This window comes from Lacticaseibacillus kribbianus, from assembly GCF_020180945.1.
Taxonomy (GTDB): Bacteria; Bacillota; Bacilli; order Lactobacillales; family Lactobacillaceae; genus Lacticaseibacillus; species Lacticaseibacillus kribbianus.
Map to the genome: position 1 here is coordinate 104615 of NZ_JAIPUL010000003.1, position 20026 is coordinate 124640.

11 protein-coding genes are annotated in these 20026 nt (G+C 64.0%); all 11 read left to right on the top strand.

From position 1 onward, the window contains the following. The first annotated feature begins 4 nt into the window (after positions 1-4). On the top strand, positions 5-907 hold the full coding sequence (locus tag LE416_RS09725; RefSeq protein ID WP_225048272.1) for a carbohydrate ABC transporter permease: 903 nt from the start codon (positions 5-7) through the stop codon (positions 905-907). A 5-nt stretch (positions 908-912) separates the two neighbouring features. Further along, on the top strand, positions 913-1533 hold the full coding sequence (locus LE416_RS09730) for a YesL family protein (RefSeq protein ID WP_225048273.1): 621 nt from the start codon (positions 913-915) through the stop codon (positions 1531-1533). 3 nt (positions 1534-1536) lie between these two features. Further along, positions 1537-3705, top strand: coding sequence for a hypothetical protein (locus tag LE416_RS09735; RefSeq protein ID WP_225048276.1), 2169 nt, complete (start codon positions 1537-1539; stop codon positions 3703-3705). A gap of 3 nt (positions 3706-3708) precedes the next feature. Then, positions 3709-5829, top strand: coding sequence for a GH92 family glycosyl hydrolase (locus LE416_RS09740; protein WP_225048277.1), 2121 nt, complete (start codon positions 3709-3711; stop codon positions 5827-5829). 100 nt (positions 5830-5929) lie between these two features. Then, the gene (locus LE416_RS09745; protein WP_225048278.1) at positions 5930-7912 is read left to right on the top strand and encodes a glutaminase domain-containing protein; all 1983 of its coding nucleotides are present in this window, start codon (positions 5930-5932) and stop codon (positions 7910-7912) included. Between the two features lie 47 nt (positions 7913-7959). Further along, positions 7960-8748 carry an endonuclease/exonuclease/phosphatase family protein gene (locus LE416_RS09750; RefSeq protein WP_225048279.1) on the top strand — a complete coding sequence of 263 codons (789 nt, stop codon included), beginning with the start codon at positions 7960-7962 and terminating at the stop codon, positions 8746-8748. 33 nt (positions 8749-8781) lie between these two features. Continuing rightward, positions 8782-11901, top strand: coding sequence for an alpha-mannosidase (locus tag LE416_RS09755; protein ID WP_225048280.1), 3120 nt, complete (start codon positions 8782-8784; stop codon positions 11899-11901). Between the two features lie 62 nt (positions 11902-11963). Then, complete coding sequence (locus LE416_RS09760; protein ID WP_225048282.1) at positions 11964-13043, top strand: metallophosphoesterase family protein; 1080 nt, start codon at positions 11964-11966, stop codon at positions 13041-13043. Between the two features lie 10 nt (positions 13044-13053). Next, positions 13054-14118 (top strand): glycoside hydrolase family 76 protein, encoded by a 1065-nt coding sequence (locus LE416_RS09765; RefSeq protein ID WP_225048284.1) that lies wholly within the window; start codon positions 13054-13056, stop codon positions 14116-14118. A gap of 4 nt (positions 14119-14122) precedes the next feature. Further along, positions 14123-17242 carry an alpha-mannosidase gene (locus LE416_RS09770; RefSeq protein ID WP_225048286.1) on the top strand — a complete coding sequence of 1040 codons (3120 nt, stop codon included), beginning with the start codon at positions 14123-14125 and terminating at the stop codon, positions 17240-17242. Between the two features lie 137 nt (positions 17243-17379). Continuing rightward, positions 17380-20019, top strand: a complete 2640-nt coding sequence (locus LE416_RS09775) for a family 78 glycoside hydrolase catalytic domain (RefSeq protein ID WP_225048287.1) — start codon at positions 17380-17382, stop codon at positions 20017-20019. Positions 20020-20026 lie beyond the last annotated feature (7 nt).

The following is a 20026-nucleotide window of genomic DNA, read 5'->3' on the forward strand; positions in this document are numbered from 1 at the left end:
CAATATGGCATCACGCGCTATTTACAAACCGAGTAAAGCCGATCGCGTCTTTGACGTGACCAACATCTTGATCATCTCTATCTTCACGCTGATCATCTTGTACCCAATCATCTTCGTGGTCATGGCCTCCGTCAGTGACCCGTCCAAGATTTTCGACACGCCGCTGCTTTTGTGGCCGCGCGGCTTCTCGCTGGACGGCTACAAGGAAATCCTGCAGAACAAGGACATCCTGGTCGGCTTCAAGAACGCCGTCATTTACACCTTCCTCGGCACCATGGTGAACCTGATTGTGACGACCCTGGGTGCCTACCCGCTGTCGCGCAAGGAGTTCGTCGGCAAGGGATTCTTCACCATCTTCTTCACCATCACGATGTTCTTCTCGGGTGGCTTGATCCCGACCTACTTGGTTAACCAGCAGATCGGCTTCGTCAACACCATCTGGGTCATGATCCTGCCAGGGGCGATCAGCGTCTACAACATGATTCTGATGCGCACGTACTTCCAGGCGAACATTCCGTCGGAGCTGCTTGAAAGCGCTTATGTCGACGGGGCCAACGACCTTCAGCTGCTCTGGAAGGTGGTCCTGCCGCTGTCCACGCCGATCATCGCGGTTATGGCGATGTTCTACGGCGTCGGCCGGTGGAACGATTACTTCAACGCGATGATCTACCTGCAGGACCGCTCCAAGTTCCCACTGCAGCTGATCCTGCGCGAAATCCTGGTTCAAAACCAGTTCGGGGACACCAGCAAGGCGCTGATCGCCAGCGCGAACGCGCAGACGATGCTCCTGAAGCTGACGTTGAAGTACAGTGTCGTCGTGGTTTCCACGCTGCCAGTCCTGCTGTTTTACCCAGTTGTTGCGAAATACTTTGAAAAAGGGATCATGGTCGGCGCTATTAAGGGGTGATAGACATGTTTGCAGAAAAAGGAATGCGAGTCGTCAACGATATCTACTACATGATGAAGGTGAACCTCTGCTGGTTCCTCTTCACGCTTGAGGGCGGAATCGTGTTGGGGATTGTCCCGGCGACGATGACGGTCTTCGATTGCATTCGTGATCGGATGAAGAACGATTACCAAAGCGGGGTCTACCGTGAGTTCAAGCAGATGTACTGGGGCAACTTCCGCGCCAGCCTGCCGATCACGCTGGGCTTTGGCCTGATGATCGTGGTGCTGTTCTTCGACACCGCGCTGTTGAACGGGGTCGGACGCACCAACGTGGGGCTTCAGATTGTGCTGAAGATCACGCGGCTTCTGATCGTGCTCACCGGCATCTTCTTCTTCCCGGTGTACGCCCACTTTGACCTTCACGGGGTCAAGGTGTGGCTGCAGCCATTCCTTTTCCTGTTCATCTGCCCATTGCAGGTGGTGCTGACGGTGGTGATGCTTGCCATCACGGCGCTCCTGTACATGATTAACCCCCTGCTGATCTTCTTTTTGGGCATCAGCCTGCCGGCCTACGTCATCATGGGAATGATGCTGAAAAAATTCGGCAAGCTGGCCGAGAAAGTCCCTTACATGAGAGAGGTATAGGGTATGAGTTTTATTCGTGAGCGCCAAGAGGAGCGGACGGGCTACCAAGAGATTGCCCCGCTGAATCCGGCCATTGACGTGGGGACCGACTTTGTCATGGTCTACGGCAATGACGACACGGTGGCCGACCGCATCCGCGAGTACAAGCGCCACGGGTATGTCGTGCACCTGATGACGGGGAGTGCCTGGGGCGATTACGCCGACTACTTGTACGGCAAGTGGGACGGGCGCGATCACTGGGCCGAGGCCCAGACCAAGGCCGACGGCACCATCGTCGGCCACGGCAAGGACACCCCCTACATGGTGCCGACGGTGGCGTTCGCCGATTACCTGAGTGAGCGGCTGCGCGTGGCGATCGACGCCGGGGTGGAGGCCATCCACCTCGAGGAACCGGAATTTTGGGATTACTCGGGCTACTCCGAGGCCTTCAAGCAGCAATTCGAACTGTACTACCGCACGCCGTGGCGCGATCCGGCCAGCGACGTGGACACGCACTACAAGGCCGCGCAGCTCAAGGCCTACCTGTACAAGCGCCTGTTGACCCGGATCGGCGATTCGATCAAGGATTACTCGATTCAAAAGGGCAAGGTGGTGCGCTTTTACGTGCCGACCCACAGCCTGGTCAACTACACGCAATGGAAAATCATGAGCCCCGAGGGGATGCTGAACGACATCAACAGCCTGGACGGCTTCATCGCCCAGGTCTGGACCGGCACCTCGCGCACCCCGAACACGTACCGCGGCCTGACGCGGGAGCGGACGCTGGAGACGGCGTACTGCGAGTACTCGGTGATGCAGGAGCTGATCCGGGGCACCGGCAAGCGGATGTGGTTTTTGGCCGACCCGATCGAGGACAACCCGCGCTACGAGTGGTCGTCCTACCAGGCGTCGTACCTCGAAACCGTCACCGCCTCGCTGCTGCACCCCGGCGTGTCGCACTACGAGGTCTGCCCGTGGCTCAACCGGGTCTTCAACGGGCACTACCCCGTCAGCGACCGCAAGAACGTCGACAAGGAGTCCAAGCCGATTCCGGGGACGTACAAGACGCTGCTCAACAACATGTTTCAGACCCTGGGCAACATGGACCAGCCGGACGCGCACTACGAGCACAACGGCGACCTGCACCTGGGCGTTGCGCTGAGCGACACCGCGCTGTACCAGCGCAGCTACCCGGAGGCCGCGACCAGCGGGCTGGGGCAGCTGTCGCAAGACCAGATGGCGGCGTACGCGTCGGATGCCTTCCCGATGTTCTACGGGATGAGCCTGCCTTTGATCAAGCGGGGGCTGCCGCTGCGCGTCGTCCAGATCGACAACGTGCTCAAGGCGGTCAACTACCTTAAGGACCTCAAGTACCTTGTGCTTTCCTATGATTTCATGAAGCCATCCAGCCCGGCGGTCAACGTTGAGATCGCCAACTGGGTGCGCGGCGGCGGCACCTTGATCTACATCGGCGACAACCGCGACCCGTACAACAAGGTCGCGGCCTGGTGGAACGACAACGGCCGCACCACGGCCACCCCGCTTGATCACCTGCTGGCGAGCCTCGGGCTTGACCGTCTGCCGACCAGCAGGGTGGCGGTGGGGTCCGGCCACGTGGTCGGCCTCGCGCACAACCCGGCTTTGATAACGACGGACACCGCCGCCGAGGCGCGGTACGTCGCGACGATCGATCACGCGGTGCGGGCTTCGGGCGACCTGTTCGAGCACCTCAACGACCTGACGCTTTTGCGGGGGCCGTACGTCGTCACCGCCGTTTTGAACGAGACCAGCAACCTGGGCAAGACGCGCGTCGGCCACTTCGTCGACCTGCAGACGCCCAACTTCGAGTACCGGACGTCGGTCACCACCGCGCCGGGCCATACGGCGCTGTTGTACGACGTTGACCGGGTAAAGGACCAGTCGGTGGCCATCATCGGCAGCACGGCGCGAATCCTGTCGGCCAACCAGAACCAGCGCAGCCTGACGTTCGCGCTGCTCACCAACCAGGGGACCAACTCCTACCTGATGCTGCGCGTCTCCGGCGACGTCTCGTCGGTCAAGGCTCAAAGCGACAGCGGCAAGCCGCTCGACGTGCAGTACACCCTATTTCCGGAAAGTCAGTTAGTTAAGATCAACTACGAAGGAACCGGGGAGCGTGTGATTCTCACGCTCCAACGGATGGAGGAAAAGTAAACGATGGATGTTTCAGCAATTGATACCCGGCACGCGACCAGCAACACCTACGAGCTGTCGCGTGGGAACAGTTTTCCGTTCACCGGGTACCCGTTCGGCATGAACTACTTTGCCATCGAAACCACGGATGACAACTGGTGGTTCCACCCGGAGGCCGCGCACTACCGCGGCTTTCGCCTGACCCACCAGCCGACGATGTGGGCCGGCAAGGAGGGCGACTTCGCCTCCGTGCGGCTGCTGCCGTTCGCCGATCGCACCAAGGGGCTGATGGACGTGCCTTACGCGCCGAGCCTCTCGACGTTCAACCCGGCCAAGCTCGAGATCGTGCAGAAAAACGACCACCTGGTGACCACGCTGACGCCGACGGAGTACGGGGCGACGATGCACCTGACCGCCGCCGCCGCGCACCTCGGCCTGATCGTCAGCTTCCCGACCAAAGGGGAGGTCACCAAGGCGGAAGGCAACGTCATCGAGGGCTACTCCCTGCAGCTGCACGCCGACCGCACGACGCCGTTGAAGTTGCGCTTCGTGATCCACACCACGGCGACCATCGCCGCCGTGCGCGAGCTCGATCCCGGGTTTCTCGAGATCAGCTTCGAGGAAGCCAGCGCCGTAACCCTGACGCTTGGGACCTCCTTCATCAGCGAAGACCTGGCGAAAGCGCACGTCCCGACCGCCCCCGCGGCCGAACTGTACGAGGCGGCCGCCGCGGCCTGGAACGCCAAGCTGAACAAGATTGAGGTGCAGGATCACGACAAGGAACGCGTCGCCACCTTCTACCACAACATGTGGCGGGCCTTCCTGTACCCGATGAAACTGTACGAGCTGGATGCCAACGGCCAGCCGATTCACTACGACATGCACGCCGACACCGTGCGTCCCGGCTACCTCTACACGAACAACGGGTTTTGGGACACCGCCCGCACGGTCTACCCGCTGTATTCCTTGATTGAGGGGGACGAGTACCCGAAGATCCTTGAGGGCTTCGTCAACAGCTACAAGGAGGGCGGCTTCATGCCGAAGTGGCTGTCGCCGGCCGATGGCGGCGGCATGCCGGGCAACCTGATCGACGCCGTGCTCGCCGATGCGACGGTCAAGGGCGTCACCCCAGAGCTTGAGGAGACGTTCCTTGAGGGGATGCTGCACTCGGCGACGGTTGTGGATCCGGGCCACCGCCTGGGTCGCAAGTTCCAGGCCGAGTACGAGCAGTACGGCTACATTCCGGCCGACGTGCTGGAATCCGTCAACAACTCGCTGGACTACGCGTACAGCGACTGGGCGATCTCCGTCGTCGCCGACCATTTGGGCAAGCACGAGCTTGCCGCCGAGTACCGGAAAAAGGCGCTGAGCTACCAGCAAAACTTCGACCCGGAAGTCGGCTTCATGGTCGCCAAGGACCGCGACGGCAAGTTCAAGCCGGGCTTCTCCCCGATCAGTTGGGGCGGTGACTTCACGGAAGGCGCCAGCTGGCAGTCGACGTTCCAGGTGCCGGAAGACATCCAGGGCATGATCGACCTGTACGGCGGCAAGCTGCCGTTTCTGAAGAAGATTGTCGAGCTGGCCAACTCCCAGCCGAAGTACGACGTCAACGGTTACGGCCACATCATCCACGAGGTCGCCGAGATGGAGTACAACGACTTCGGCCAGATCAACATGGGCAACCAGCCGAGCTTCCACCTGCCGTACCTGTACGCGTTCGTCGGCAAGTCCTACTACATGCAGCCGATGATCAAGCAGATGATGACCCGCCTGTTCAACGCCGGCTGGCAGGGCTACCCCGGCGACGAGGACAACGGCTCGATGGCCTCCTGCTACATTTTCAACAGCATGGGCTTCTACCCGTTCTGCCCGGGCACCGACCAGTACCTGTTCGGCCTGCCGCTGTACGACCGGATGCGGGTGCACCTGGCCAACGGCAACGTGCTTGAGCTGACCACCACCCAAAACACCCCGCAGCACCAGTTCCTCGACGCGGTGGCGCTGGACGGTGAGGCCGACCACAAGCCGTACGTCACCCAAGGCGAGCTGATGGCGGCCAAGCACCTCGACTACACCCTGGGCCTGGTGCCTAACCCGGATAACTTCGACGAAACCATCGTGCCTTACAGCATGACGACACACTAACGCACTGGAGGGAAGGCTTTCCCCGCGGGGGTCGATAGGCCCCCGTGGCACAAGCCTCCCCTCCCTTGGTGCGCTTAGATTCAAGTATAGAGGATGAAAAATGACATACAATCGCATTCCCGCAGTACCCCTGATCGTCCATGACCCGTACTTTTCCGTGTGGTCACCGGCGGATCACCTGACCGACGCCGACACGCGCAGCTGGACGGACAAGCCGCAGCCGATTCGCGGCACGCTGACGCTTGACGGCAGCACCTACCGCGTGCTCGGCACCGGCGACCTGCCGGCCCTGCCGCAGACGGGGCTGACCATCGAGCCGACGCAAACCATCGCCGTTTTTGAAACCGCTTCGATTGCGCTGACTTTGACCTTCTCCCAGCACTTCGACCTGAGCGACCTGGAGACCATCTCCGAGCCGATCACCTACCTGACCGCTTCTTTGGTGGCCAAGGACGGGGCCGAACACGCGGCCAAGCTCAGCCTGCAGTTTCCGGCCAGCCTGACCTACGAGACGCTGACCGACAACCGGGTGGTGGCCAAGTCCTTCGACCTTGACCACGCGACGGCGGTCAGCCTCGGCAAGGCGCGGCAGACGCCGCTGGATCACTCCGGCGACCTGATCGACATCGACTGGGGTTACCTGTACCTGGCGGCGGCCAAGGACCAGGGCGTCTCGGTTGCGCCGTTTGCGACCTGGAACAAGCAGGGGCTTGAGGCGACGCTGACGCTTGACGGCGCAACGTCCCAGACGCTTTTGATCGCGTACGACGACGGGCAGGCGATTAACTACTTCGGCACCGTGCAGGGCGCGTACTGGAAGCACCAGCACAAGTCGATGCTCAGCCTGCTCGACCAGCGGGTGCAAGACGCGGCGGGGCTGGTTGCGGATTGCGGCCGGCTGAATGAGCAGATCGACCAACAGGCGATCGCGGTCGGCGGTGAGGATTACCGCCTGATTGCAGCGACCGCCTACCGTCAGTCCATCGCCGCCCACAAGCTGATTCAAGACGAGCACGGCGAGCTGATTTTCCTGTCCAAGGAGTGCAACTCCAACGGCTGCATCGGCACCGTGGACGTCAGCTACCCGTCGATCCCGCTGTTTCTGGCCTTCGCACCGGAGCTGGTGCTGGCGATGTGCCGGCCGATTATGCGCTTCGCCGCAACGGACGTCTGGACCTACGACTTCGCCCCGCACGACGTCGGCCGCTACCCTTACGCGACCGGCCAGGTGTACGGGCTGAACAATCACCCGGACGTGGACGACGGCACCTGGATTGCCGGCACCGACACGATTCCGGTCTTCGCCGACTACCCGGCCAACGCCGACCTCTACACGGAAAAGTACCAGATGCCGGTCGAGGAGTGCGGGGATATGATCTTGATGGCCAGCCTGGCCAGCCTGTTGACCGACAGCGACTTCGTGGTGCAGCACCACGACCGGCTGGTGCAGTGGTCCCAGTTCCTGTTGACCCACGGCCAGGATCCGGCCAACCAGCTGTGCACGGACGACTTTGCCGGCCACCTCGCGCACAACGTCAACCTGTCTTTGAAGGCGATCGTCGCGCTGGGCGCGCTCGGCAAGGCGTTCGGCCACTTCGGCTTCGAGGCCGAGGGCGCGACGCTTTTGGCCAAGGCGCACGAGATGGCGGCCATCTGGCAGGACACCGCGGCCTCCGAGACGGACTCGCGCCTGGCCTTCGACCAGCCTGAGTCCTGGTCTTTGAAGTACAACATGGTGTGGGACGAGATCCTCGGCCTGGACCTGTTCCCGGCTGCGGTGCGGCAGCGCGAAGTCACCCGTTACCTGAAGGAGCAAAACGGGTTCGGCACGCCGCTTGACCTGCGCGCCGACTACACGAAGACCGACTGGCTGCTGTGGGCGGCCACCCTGACCGATGACCCGGCGGAATTCGCCGCGATGATCAAGCCGGTCGCGCGCTTCCTGGGCGAAACGGAGACGCGCGAGCCGTTCTCCGACTGGTACGACACCAAGACCGGCCGCATGGTGGCCTTCAAGAACCGCAGCGTCATCGGTGGTGTCTTCATGCCGTACCTGAAGGCCCTGGCGCCGTTTCAGGCCTGAGCCAAGCAACAGTCAATCCGATTGAGATGAGACAAGGAGAGTTTGTAATGAAGTTGATGACATACAACATCCGGTTCGATAACCCGGAGGACGGCGGCGGCAAGTGGCGCTGGGCACAGCGGCGCGAGCACATCATCGGCAACATCCTGCGCCAGGCGCCGGACATTCTGGCGGTGCAGGAGGTGCTGGCGGAGCCGTTGCTGCAGCTCAAGCAGGCGCTGAGTGCCTACCGGTTCGTCGGCGTCGCACGCGAGGACGGCATCGCGGCCGGTGAGTTCAACGGCCTGTTCTACCTGCCGACCAAGTACGCGCTGATCGCCCAGGGTCACCAGTGGATCGCCGAGACCCCGGACTGGCCGACGAAGTTCCCGAACGCCGGGAGCATCCGGGTGTTCCAGTGGGCCCGGCTGCGCGACCGCGCGACCGGCAAGGTGTTCACGGCGGTGGCGACGCACCTGGACGAGCAGTCCAAGGCGGCGCGCGAGTTCGGTGTCATGCAGATCCTGCGCTACTTCGGGCCTCAGCTGGACGCCGGTGAGCCACTGGTTTTGGCCGGGGACTTCAACTCCGAACCCGACGACGGCGCCTACCAGCTGATGACCGGCACCCTGAAGGACGCGCAGCTGATTGCGCAAAACCGGGTGATGCCGTACACCGGCACGTTCCAGGACAACGGGGCGTTTTACACCCACTCGGACCTGTTGACCAGCCGCATCGACTACTGGTTCGTCACGGAAAACGTCACCGTGACCGACTACGAGATCGACGCGACGGCGACCCCGGATGGCAGCTACGCCTCCGATCACTTCCCGGTCATCATCAACGCAACGCTGTAGAATCTGTTCATTCTGCACAGAAAGGTGTTTGACATGTACACGAAAGACAAAATCAGACAGCAGCTTCGCACATTCAGCACTTACATCTACGCCAACTTCCAGCCGCTCGACAATCTGGAGATCTGGCACGACGAACGCGCCGACCACAAGCCGCTGCCGACGCCGGAAGAGGCGACCTTCGCCCCGATCGCCCTGGGCGGCACCTGGGAAGGGCGCGACCAGTACTACTGGCTGCGCTTTGACCTGACCGTTCCGGCCGTGCCGGAAGGCCAGCACTACGTCGTCCACCTGGACCTCGGCCGCAGCGGTGGCGGCGGCAACTCGGGCTTTGAGGGCCTGGTTCACCTGAACGGCCACCCGCGCCAGGCCGTCGACGGCAACCACAAGGACATCTACCTCGATTCCGCCTGGGCCAACCAGACGATCAAGGTCGCCATCCTGATGTGGACCGGCCTTGAAGGCGGCGGCCCGCAGAAGATTCAGCACTACATCCTGCAGGACGTCTCCGCCGGCCTTTTGATCGCGCCGATCCGCGACTGCTACCGTTGGCTCGAGGTGCTCTACGACACGACGCTGGAGCTTGCCGACGACGAGCCGCTGCTTTACGACTACCAGAAGCTGATCGATAAGATCCTGCGCCGCTTCATCTGGGGCGCGATGACCCTAGACGACATCACGGCCGCGTCCCAGGCGGGGCTTGACGACATCACCGCCTTCATCGCGGCGCACAAGGGCCAAAAAAAGCAGTTCAAGATCTCGGCGATCGGCCACACCCACATCGACGTGGCCTGGCTGTGGCGCCTGCGCCACACGCGCGAGAAGACCGCCCGCTCCTTTTCCACCGTGCTCGAGCTGATGCGCGAGTACCCGGAGTACATCTTCATGCACTCGACGCCGCAGGTCTGGCAGTTCGTCAAGGAGGACTACCCGGAGCTGTACGCCCAGATCAAGGAACGGGTCAAGGAGGGCCGCTTTGAGCCCGAGGGCGCGACCTGGCTTGAGCCCGACGCCAACATCCCGACCGGCGAGGCGCTGACCCGCCAGTTCCTGTACGGCACGCGCTTCTTCCAAAAGGAGTTCGGCGCCAAGCAAAACGTGCTGTGGCTGCCCGACGTGTTCGGTTACTCGTGGGCGCTGCCGCAGATCATGCGGGGCTTTGGCATCGAGAACTTCATGACCACCAAGATCTCCTGGAACGAGACCAACCGCATGCCGCACGACACCTTCACCTGGAAGGGGATGGACGGCTCTGAGGTCTTGACCCACTTCATCACCACCGTGGACCCTGGCGTCCCGTACAAGAACACCACGAACTTCGAGTACACCTACAACGGCAAGATCACGCCGCACACCGTGCTTGGCTCCTACTACGTCTACGCCGACAAGGTCATGAACAACGACCTGCTGCTGTCTTACGGCTGGGGCGATGGCGGCGGCGGCCCGCAGCGCGAGATGATCGAAAACATCAAGATGATCAACCAGCTGCCGGCCCTGCCGACCGTCGAGCCGACCCGCGTGGACGACTACTTCAAGCAGCTGCACGCAAACATCGAAGAAAGCGGCCAGAAGCCGGCGGAGTGGAACGGCGAGCTGTACCTCGAGTTCCACCGCGGCACCTACACCTCCCAGGCGCGGGTCAAAAAGCAAAACCGTGAGCTCGAGTTCGCGATGCGCGACCTGGAGGCCCGCTACGTGCAGGCCGGCCTGGAAAGTGGCGTCGCCTACCCGACGGAGCAGATCCAAAAGCTCTGGGAGCGGATCCTTTGCAACCAGTTCCACGACATCCTGCCGGGCAGCTCGATCCACGAGGTCTACGAAGACAACAAGGTCGAATACCAGCAGTGCTTCGACGAAATCGCCGCCCTCAACCGGGCCCTCGATGCCCAGCAGCTGGACCAGACGGCCGACGCCTACACGGTGCGCAACCTGAACGCCTGGCCGTTGTCCGACCTGGTGACCGTCGCCGAGCCGCGCGCCGGGCAGTTCACCGATAGCACCGGCAACGTGCTTGAGGCCGAGCGCCACGGCGACCACTACCTGGTGGCGGCCACGACGAAGGCCCTGGGCGAGAGCGGGTTGACCTTCAAGCCGGGCGACCTGGCCCCCGAGGCGGACACGCCGGTGGCGACGTCAAGCGTCGACTTCGGTCACTACCGCCTGCAGTGGAACGCCGCCGGCCAGCTCACCAGCATTTACGACCGCGACAACACGCGCGAGGTGCTGGCAGCCGACGCCCGCGGCAACGTGCTGACCGTGTACGAGGATCGGCCGACCTCCTTTGACAACTGGAACATCGACGCCGACTACCCGGAAAAGGCGATCGTGCTTGAGGCCGACGCCATCACGGTGCACCCGGCCGGCGCGCTGTCGCAGCGGATCGACTTCCACTACACCTTCCAAAAGTCCACGGTTGAGCAAACGGTGATCTTGTACGCCGATTCACGGCGCATCGACTTCACCACCCACGCCGACTGGCACGAGCACCAGTTCCTGCTGCGCACCGCCTTTGACACCGCGATCCTGTCCGATCACGCGATGTTCGACGTGCAGTACGGCAACGTGGCGCGCTCGACGGCCGACAACACCTCGTGGGACACCGCGAAGTTCGAGACCGTCGGCCACAAGTGGGCCGACCTCGCCCAGCGCGACTACGGTGTGGCGCTGCTCAACGACGCCAAGTACGGCTACCGCGTCAAGGGCAGCCAGCTTTCCCTGTCGTTGATCAAGTCCGGTATCGAGCCAGATACCGAGGCCGACCAGGGCGCACACGACTTCACCTACAGCCTGCTGCCGCACCGCGGTGACTTCGTTGAGGGCCAGGTCGAAAAGACCGCCATGGCGCTGAACCACGGCCTGACGGTCACCGCCGGCGCCGCGCGCGAGAACGCGAAGTCGCTGTTTGACTTTGACGCCGCGCAGCCGGTGATGGTCGACGCGATCAAGCACAGCGAAGACGGCGATCAGGTGATCCTGCGCTTCCACGAGTACACCGGGGAGAACACGGTGGTCGCGGTGACGCCGGGCTTTGCCTTCAGCGCGGTCAGCCAGGTGCGCCTGGACGAGACCCAGCCGACCGCGCTTGCAGCAGCGGACGGCACGGTCAAGGTTGCGCTGCGGCCTTACCAGGTTGTGACGCTAGCATTCGCCAAGTAAAAAAAGGTTGCCGAAGACGCCGGGCCGGTTGGCGCGGCGTTTTTGGCGCAGGAGGACACGGTTTGACTGAAGCGACTTTGGCACAACAGGTGGCGGCAGAGCTTCTCGACTACGAGGCGCGGCTGGACCCCTCGAACTTCAACGTCGGCGTGATCACCGACATGCACTTCGATGAGGCGCCCGACCTGACCGCGTGGGGCGCGTACCCGCAAAGCCCGCGGGCCTTGGCCCACCTCGACTGGGTCGCGCCGCTGGGCAACCACGTCGACGCGATGATTGCGGGCGGGGACCAGACCAACGGCTTTGAGGCCGGCGTGGCCCAGACCACCGCTGCGTACACGCGGGTGATGACCCACTTTTTCGACCAGCCGACCACGGCGGACAAGTTCGCCATCATCGGCAACCATGACGACGGCAGCCCGCAGGCGTACGGGCGCGGCTACACCACGCCGGCGCTGGTCATGCCTCCCGCGGCGATTCAAGCGGCCAACCGCACGACGCGCTGCCGGTTCGGTGAGCAGCGCGACGCCGGCAGCCTGTACTGGGTCAAGGACTACCCGCAAAAGCGCATCCGCCTGATCGGGCTGGACACCGAGGACGTGGACTACGGGGTGGTGGATGCGCTTGGACACAGCCGCTACAACCGCTGGCTCTGGCACGTCTATCGCCAGCGTCAGCTGGACTGGCTGTGCAAGACGCTGGCCGGGGTGCCCGCCGGCTACCACGTGCTGGTGGTCGGGCACTGCCCGCTGTACTACGGCTGGGAGGACACAGGCGCCCACCAGCTCAACCATGACGTGGTGCGCGACATCCTGACGGCGTACGCGCTTGGTTCGGCCTTCAGCCGGACCGTGGCGGACGCGGACGTCGGTGTCGGGCTCGGCGTGCGGGTGGCCTGCGACTTTCGGGCGGCCGGCCCGCGGCCCTTGATCGGGTTCATCGCCGGCCACACCCACGAGGAGGCCATCGTGGACCTGGGCGCCTTCAAGGTGGCCCACCTGGAAAACGACGTCTGCACGGCGCCTTCGGACGTCGGCACGCTGCGCGAGCTGGCCGTCACCACGGTGTCGGTGGACACCGAAAACCGCCGCGTCGACCTGCTCGGCTTCGGCCGGGCCAGCGACCGGCAATTCACTTACTGAGGGGAAGACCATGGACTTTGAGACTGCTGCAACACTGGCGCAGGCCAGCATTGACCATTACTTCGGCGCGCCGGCGCCCCAGGCCTACAACAACGTCTATCCGCTGACGTCGGCGGCGCAAAACCAGACGTTCAACTACTGGTGGATTGCGCACTTGGTGGACGTGCAGTTGGACGCCTACCTGCGCACAGGCGCCCCTGCCGCCAGGGCGTTGGCCGAGGCCACCTACGCGCACAACAAGGCGCAAAACCACGGGACGCTTTTGCACGAGTTCTACGACGACCAGCTGTGGAACGCCCTGGCCGCCTTGCGCCTTTACCGGGCGACCGGGAAGCGCGAGTACCTGGAGGACGCGACGGCCGTGTGCCAAGACATCTTCGCCACCGCGTGGAACGACACCATGGGGGGCGGCTTCGCGTGGCGACGCGCGATGCCGGGCTACAAGAACACGCCGGCCAACGCGCCGGTGATGATCCTGGCGCTGCGCCTGTACCAGCTGACGCTTGATTCGGCGTACCTGACCTGGGCCCAGCGCGACTTGGCCTGGATGCAACAGGTGCTGGTGGACCCCGCGACGCAGTTCGTGACGGACGGCGTCAACCGGCTGGGCGACGGCCGGCCGGACGACGCCTGGCAGTTCTCCTACAACCAGGGCGTCTACATCGGCGCGCTGGTTGAGTTCCACGCCGTGTCGCACGACCCGCAGTACCTGGATTACGCCATCCAGTGCGCGCGCACGACCATCGCGCGGCTGGGGGCGAGCGGCACCATCCAAGACGGCGGCGACGGCGGCGACGAAGGCCTGTTCAAGGGGATTTTCTACCGCTACCTGGCCTTGCTGCTGAAGGTGCGCCCGGACCACGAACTCGCGTCATTCGTCGCGACCAGCTGCAGGCAGCTTTTGGCCGTCGCGGTCGGTGACGATGGCTTCATCTTGGCGCCGCGCGACTGGCGCCGGGCACCAAAACAACCGGTCAACTTGAGCGACCAGCTGAGCGCCGTGATGGCACTTGAGGCGGCCGCTTGCGTGACGGAATCATCGCGCGGCGTACGCGCACAGAAAAATACGAGGTGACAACGTGTTTACTTTGAGAAAGATTCAGCAACAGACGCGCCTGATCAAGGCCTTTTGGGAAAGCGAGCTGACGGATACCTACGCGCTCAGCATCACCCACGATCCGCGACCGACGCACACGACGCTGCCGACCGCCGGCGAGGCGACCCCGTTCACGCCGGGCCAGCAGTTTTCTGGCCGCGATCAGTACTACTGGGTCCAGTTCACGGCGGCGGTGCCGGCGCTTGAAGACGGGCAGCAGTACCAGCTCAACGTGCAGATCCTGAGCAACAACGACAATGGCAACTCGATTCCGGAGGGCCTGGTGTTCGCCGATGGCCTGCCGATTCAGGCGGTCGACGGCAACCACCGCGACATCATGCTGGACGACAGCTTCGCCGCCAAGGACGTGGCCATCGCCATCTGCTTTTGGACCGGGCTGGGGGGTGGCGGTGCCCTGTACAAGGCGCCGACTTACACCTACCACGCGCTTTGCGGCGGGGTGTTCGACAGCACCGGCTACAAGACCTGGCGCTACCTCGACGTGATGGCGCAGACGGTGGTCGAGTTCGATGAAGACGATCCGCTGCGTTACGCGTACCTGAACGTGATGGAGCAAGCCGTCAAGCTGTTCAACTTCGCCGGCCTGGACCACGCGGGCTTTGTTGAGGCGACCACGAAGGCGCTGGCTTTGATCCGCCAGTTCATTGCGGACCACCAGGGGCAAGACAAGCAGTTCAACATCGCGGCGATCGGCCACACCCACATCGACGTGGCCTGGCTGTGGCGCCTGCAGCACACGCGGGAGAAAACGGCCCGCTCATTTTCCACCGAGCTGAGCCTGATGAAGCAGTTTCCGGAGTACGTCTTCATGCACTCGACGCCTCAGGTCTACGACTTTGTGAAGCAGGACTACCCGGAACTGTACAAGCAGATCAAAGCACGCGTGGCGGAGGACCGCTGGGAGCCGGATGGCGCCACCTGGCTTGAGCCGGACATGAACATTCCGTCCGGGGAGTCGATCACGCGCCAGTTCCTGTACGGCAAGGACTTCTTTGAAAAGGAGTTCGGCGCCAAGCAGACGGTGCTGTGGCTGCCGGATGTCTTCGGCTACTCGGCCGCCTTGCCGCAGATCATGCTGGGCTTTGACGTGCAGAACTTCATGACCACAAAGATCTCGTGGAACGACACCAACCACATGCCGCACGACACCTTCGACTGGCAGGGCATCGACGGCAGCAAGGTGTTGACCTACTTCATCACGACGGTCGATCAAGACGACGATTACAAGCACGGCGACGGCTTTTTCGGCAGCTACAACGGGATGCTGACGCCGCACAGCGTGATGGGCAGCTACCACCGCTACCAGGACAAGCGGCAAAACGACGACTTGCTGCTGGCCATGGGCTACGGCGATGGCGGCGGCGGCCCAACGCGCGAGATGGTCGAAAACCAGACCATCATGAACGAGCTGCCGGGGCTGCCAAGTGTCCACCCGACGCGCGTCGACGACTTCTTCAAGCAGCTGCGCGAGAACTTCGCGGCCAGCGGCCACCCGGTTCCGGAATGGAACGGTGAGCTGTACTTCGAGTACCACCGCGGCACCTACACCTCCCAGGCGCGGGTCAAAAAGGAGAACCGCAAGCTCGAATTCGCGCTGCGGGCACTTGAGATTCGCGCGACCCAGGCCCAAGTGTTCAAAGGCGTCGCCTACCCGCAAAAGGCGCTGCGCGAGCTGTGGCAGATCGTGATGCGCAACCAGTTCCACGACATCCTGCCGGGCTCGTCGATCCAGGAAGTCTACACCGATAACGCCGCGGAGTACCAGACGGCCTTTAAGCAGATTGCGGCCCTCAACGCAAGCCTCGATGAGGTGCTGCGCGCGGCGCAGCCCGCGGCCCTGACGCTTCAAAACGACTTGGCCTGGGCCCGTTCGGCTCAGATCACCGTGGCCCAGCCGGCCGCCGGCCACTACGAAGACGCCGCCGGCAACGTGCTGGACAGCCTGCGCGACGGGGACAACCTGATCGTGCAGACGCCGGTTGTGCCCGCCCTGGGCGAGCTGACGGTGACCTTCGTGCCGGGCGTTGACGCCCCGACCGCGCCGGGAGCCCTCGGCAACCGCGTCGAGACGCCGCAGTACCGCGTGGCCTGGAACGACGCCGGCCAGCTGACCGAGATTTTCGACAAGGTCAACGCCCGCAGCGTGCTGGGTTCGGCCCTGGGCAACGTCTTGACGGTGTACGAAGACCGGCCGCTTGATTGGGACAACTGGAACATCGATGAGGACTACGTGGCAAAGGCGACCCCGCTGACCGCCGCCTCGGTTGCCGTCACCGCCCAGTCTGCCTTGCGGACCGTGGTCACCTTCACCTACCGGTACAAGGCCTCGACCATCAAGCAGAATCTGATCTTGGCCGCAGACAACCCGCGGCTGGACTTTGACACGCATGTCGATTGGCACGAGCACCACGAGCTTCTGCGCGTGGCCTTTGACACCACCATCCTGGCCAACGAGGCGACCTTCGACATCCAGTACGGGAACGTCAAGCGGGCGACCCACAAGAACACCTCTTGGGACCGCGCGAAGTTCGAGACCGTGGGCCACAAGTGGGGCGACCTGTCGCAGCCGGATTACGGGGTGGCGCTGCTCAACGAGTCGAAGTACGGCTACAGCATCGAGGGTGCGACGCTTTCGCTGTCTTTGATCAAGTCCGGCCAGTGGCCAGACCCCGACGCCGATCAAGGCGCGCACCACTTCACCTACAGCCTGCTGCCACACCGCGGGGACTTTGTCCAAGGCGACGTCGAAAAGCAGGCCAGCGAGCTGAACGTGCCGCTGCAACAGGTTGCGGGGCAAAGCGCCAGCACCCAGGCGCCGCTGTTCGCCTTTGCCGAAGCGCAGCTGCCGGTGGCCGTTGACGCGATCAAGCAAAGCGAGGACGGCAAGCGGGTGATCTTGCGGCTGCACGATTACAGCGGCGCCACCAGCACCGTGGCGTTCAAGCCGCAGTTCGCGCACCTTGGCGCGCACCTGGTGACCCTGGCCGAGGTTGAGCAGGCGCCGCTTGAGGCCACCGGCGAGTGGTTCAACGTGACGGTCAAGCCTTACCAGATCGTGACGGTGGCGTTCGCGTTGGCATAAGGCACCGCCTAAGGTAAAAAAACATGGACGTGCGACCGGCCAGCAATGCTGGCTGGTTGCGCCCAGCCCGGGTGTTGCGGCACGCGGGTTGGGCGCAACTAGGAAAGTGACGACCACAACAATCGGGAGGCAATCGGATGAACGACTGGGCATTGGGCATTCAGATTAACTGGCAGGCGCGACCGGTGGTGCGCGAACTCGAGCGCATCAGCTGGCAGCCGGATCAACTCGGGGCGGCGCTGACGGTCGCGGCGGGGACGCTGACGATCGAAGACGAACTCGGCCACGCGCTGTTTACCACCGCGTGGCCGCAGGATTCGGCGGCCACCACCGCCGGACCGGCTGCCGCTTCGCCCAACGCCTGGACGGACTTCACCGGCCTGGCGCTGCCAAGCGACCGGCGGCTGACCGCGACCGTGACGCTGACGACCACCGACGGGCAGACGTACCGCGACCGGGCGCCGTTTTTCACCGCCGCCGACTTCTCCGCGGCGCAGTGGGTCACCGGCGCGCCGGACGGGGATGCCGAGGTGCTGCTCAGCGCGGCGGTGACGGCGACCAAGCCGGTGGCCAGCGTCACGCTGTACGCCAGCGCCCGCGGGCTGTACGAGCTGTACGCCGGCGCGACCAAGGTGTCGGCCGATTTGCTGACGCCGGGGTGGACCAGCTACGACCACACGATTCAGTACCAGGCGTACGACCTGACCGCGCTTTTTGGCGCCGCCCCGCACCAGCTGCTCAGCGTGCGGCTGGCGCCCGGCTGGTACCGCGGCCGGCTGACCTGGGACCGCAAGCGGATGTACGGCGACCGGACGGCCTTCATCGCCCACGGCGTGATTCGCTACGTTGACGGCAGCGTCGCGCGCTTCGACACCGCCGAAGACTGGCTGACGGCGCCGGGCCCGATCCGCGCCAGCGACCTTTACGACGGCGAGCAGGTGGATCTTTCGCACGCCCAGGCCGCCTTTCTCAAGACCGGTGACCGCGCCGGCTGGCGGGCCGCGACGGTGCTTGAGCTGGCCAAAACGGTGCTGACGCCGCAGCAGGACGCGCCGTGCCAGGTGACGCAGCGCCTGGCGCCGGTGTCTGCGACCACCGACGCCGCCGGCCGCGTGGTGCTCGACTTCGGCCAGAACCTGGTCGGGCGGGTGCGCGTGGACCTGGCGCGCCTGTTGGGCGGCCAGCCGGTGACCCTGACGCTTCACCATTCCGAGGTCCTCGACGCCTTAGGCACCCCGTACTTCGGCAACCTGCGCACGGCCGCGCAGACCGTCACCATCCACAACGCCACGGCCGCCGCCGGCACGTACGCCGCCCACTTCAGCTTCCAGGGGTTCCGCTACGTCGAGGTGGTTGCCGACCGGCCGCTGGCGATCGATCCGGCCGCGTTTGTGGCCGAGGTGATCCACACGCCGATGACGCGCACCGGGACCTTCACCTGCGACGACCCGCTGCTCAACCGCCTATACGCCAACATCCTGTGGGGCCAGCGCGGCAACTTCGTCGATGTGCCGACCGACTGCCCGCAGCGCGACGAGCGGCTGGGGTGGACCGGCGACACGCAGGTCTTCATCAGCACCGGCCTGTACAACTACGACGGGTACGCCTTTTACCGCAAGTGGCTGCAGGACCTCTCGCACGACCAGCTGCCAGACGGCGGGGTGCCGGCGGTGATTCCCGACGTGGTGTCGCGCCTGGCGCCCGAGACCTCGTCCAGCGCGGCCTGGGGCGACGCGGCGGTGATCTGCCCCTGGACGTTGTACCAGTTCTACGGGGACTTGCGCATCCTGCGCGAGCAGTACGCCAGCATGAAGGCGTGGGTCGCGTTCAACAGCGCGGCCGGAAAGACCCCGTATTCGGGCAACCCCGGGTTCCACTACGGCGACTGGCTGGCGCTTGACGTCGACGGCAGCTGCTTTGGGGCGACGCCGCACGACTACATCGCCTGCTGCTTCCACCGCTACACGGCCGAACTGCTGCGCCGCACCGCGCTGCTTCTCGGCGAAACCGCCGACGCGGCGGCGTACGCGGCGCTGGTCGCCGGCTGCGACGACTTTTTCGCCGCCACCTACCTGAAAGACGACGACCTGAGCGTCGCGACGCAAACCGCGCAGGTGCTGGCGCTGAAAATGATGGGCCTGACGCCGGCGCAGCGCGCCGCCATCGCCGCACGGCTGAACCAGCTGGTGGTGAACAACAACACGCACCTCAACACGGGCTTCGTCGGCACGCCGTACCTGCTGGAGGTGCTGACGGCCAACGGCTACGCGGCCACCGCCGTCGGGCTTTTGATGCAAAAAACGTTCCCGTCCTGGCTCTACGCGGTGACCAAGGGCGCCACCACCATCTGGGAGCACTGGGACGGCCTGCGTCTGGACGGCACCATGTGGGCGGACAGCATGAACTCCTTCAACCACTACGCGTTCGGCGCGGTCGGCAACTGGATTTACCGCTACGTGCTCGGCATCGACCAGGCCCCGACCAGCGCAGGGTTTGAGGACGTGGTGATCGCCCCGTTGATCAAGGCGTCCAAGCGGCGCCACGTCAGCGGCAGCTACCAGTCGGTGCGCGGCAACATCGCGGTGGCGTGGGCCAACCAGGACGGGCGGGTGCAGATTCGCGTCCACGTGCCGGCCGAAACAAGCGGCACGCTGATCCTGCAAGACGCGGTGGCCGGCTCGTACGTCGGGCCCGGCACCTACGAACCCGAGGCGACGCGCTACCGCATTCCGCTGCACGGTGGTTCGACGCTAACCGCCAGCTACCGGCTGGTGTGAGGAGGCA

Coding starts and splice junctions, on each gene's coding strand:
- LE416_RS09725 (WP_225048272.1), top strand. CDS start 5: ATGGCATCACGCGCTATTTACAAACCGAGTAAAGCCGATCGCGTCTTT.
- LE416_RS09730 (WP_225048273.1), top strand. CDS start 913: ATGTTTGCAGAAAAAGGAATGCGAGTCGTCAACGATATCTACTACATG.
- LE416_RS09735 (WP_225048276.1), top strand. CDS start 1,537: ATGAGTTTTATTCGTGAGCGCCAAGAGGAGCGGACGGGCTACCAAGAG.
- LE416_RS09740 (WP_225048277.1), top strand. CDS start 3,709: ATGGATGTTTCAGCAATTGATACCCGGCACGCGACCAGCAACACCTAC.
- LE416_RS09745 (WP_225048278.1), top strand. CDS start 5,930: ATGACATACAATCGCATTCCCGCAGTACCCCTGATCGTCCATGACCCG.
- LE416_RS09750 (WP_225048279.1), top strand. CDS start 7,960: ATGAAGTTGATGACATACAACATCCGGTTCGATAACCCGGAGGACGGC.
- LE416_RS09755 (WP_225048280.1), top strand. CDS start 8,782: ATGTACACGAAAGACAAAATCAGACAGCAGCTTCGCACATTCAGCACT.
- LE416_RS09765 (WP_225048284.1), top strand. CDS start 13,054: ATGGACTTTGAGACTGCTGCAACACTGGCGCAGGCCAGCATTGACCAT.
- LE416_RS09775 (WP_225048287.1), top strand. CDS start 17,380: ATGAACGACTGGGCATTGGGCATTCAGATTAACTGGCAGGCGCGACCG.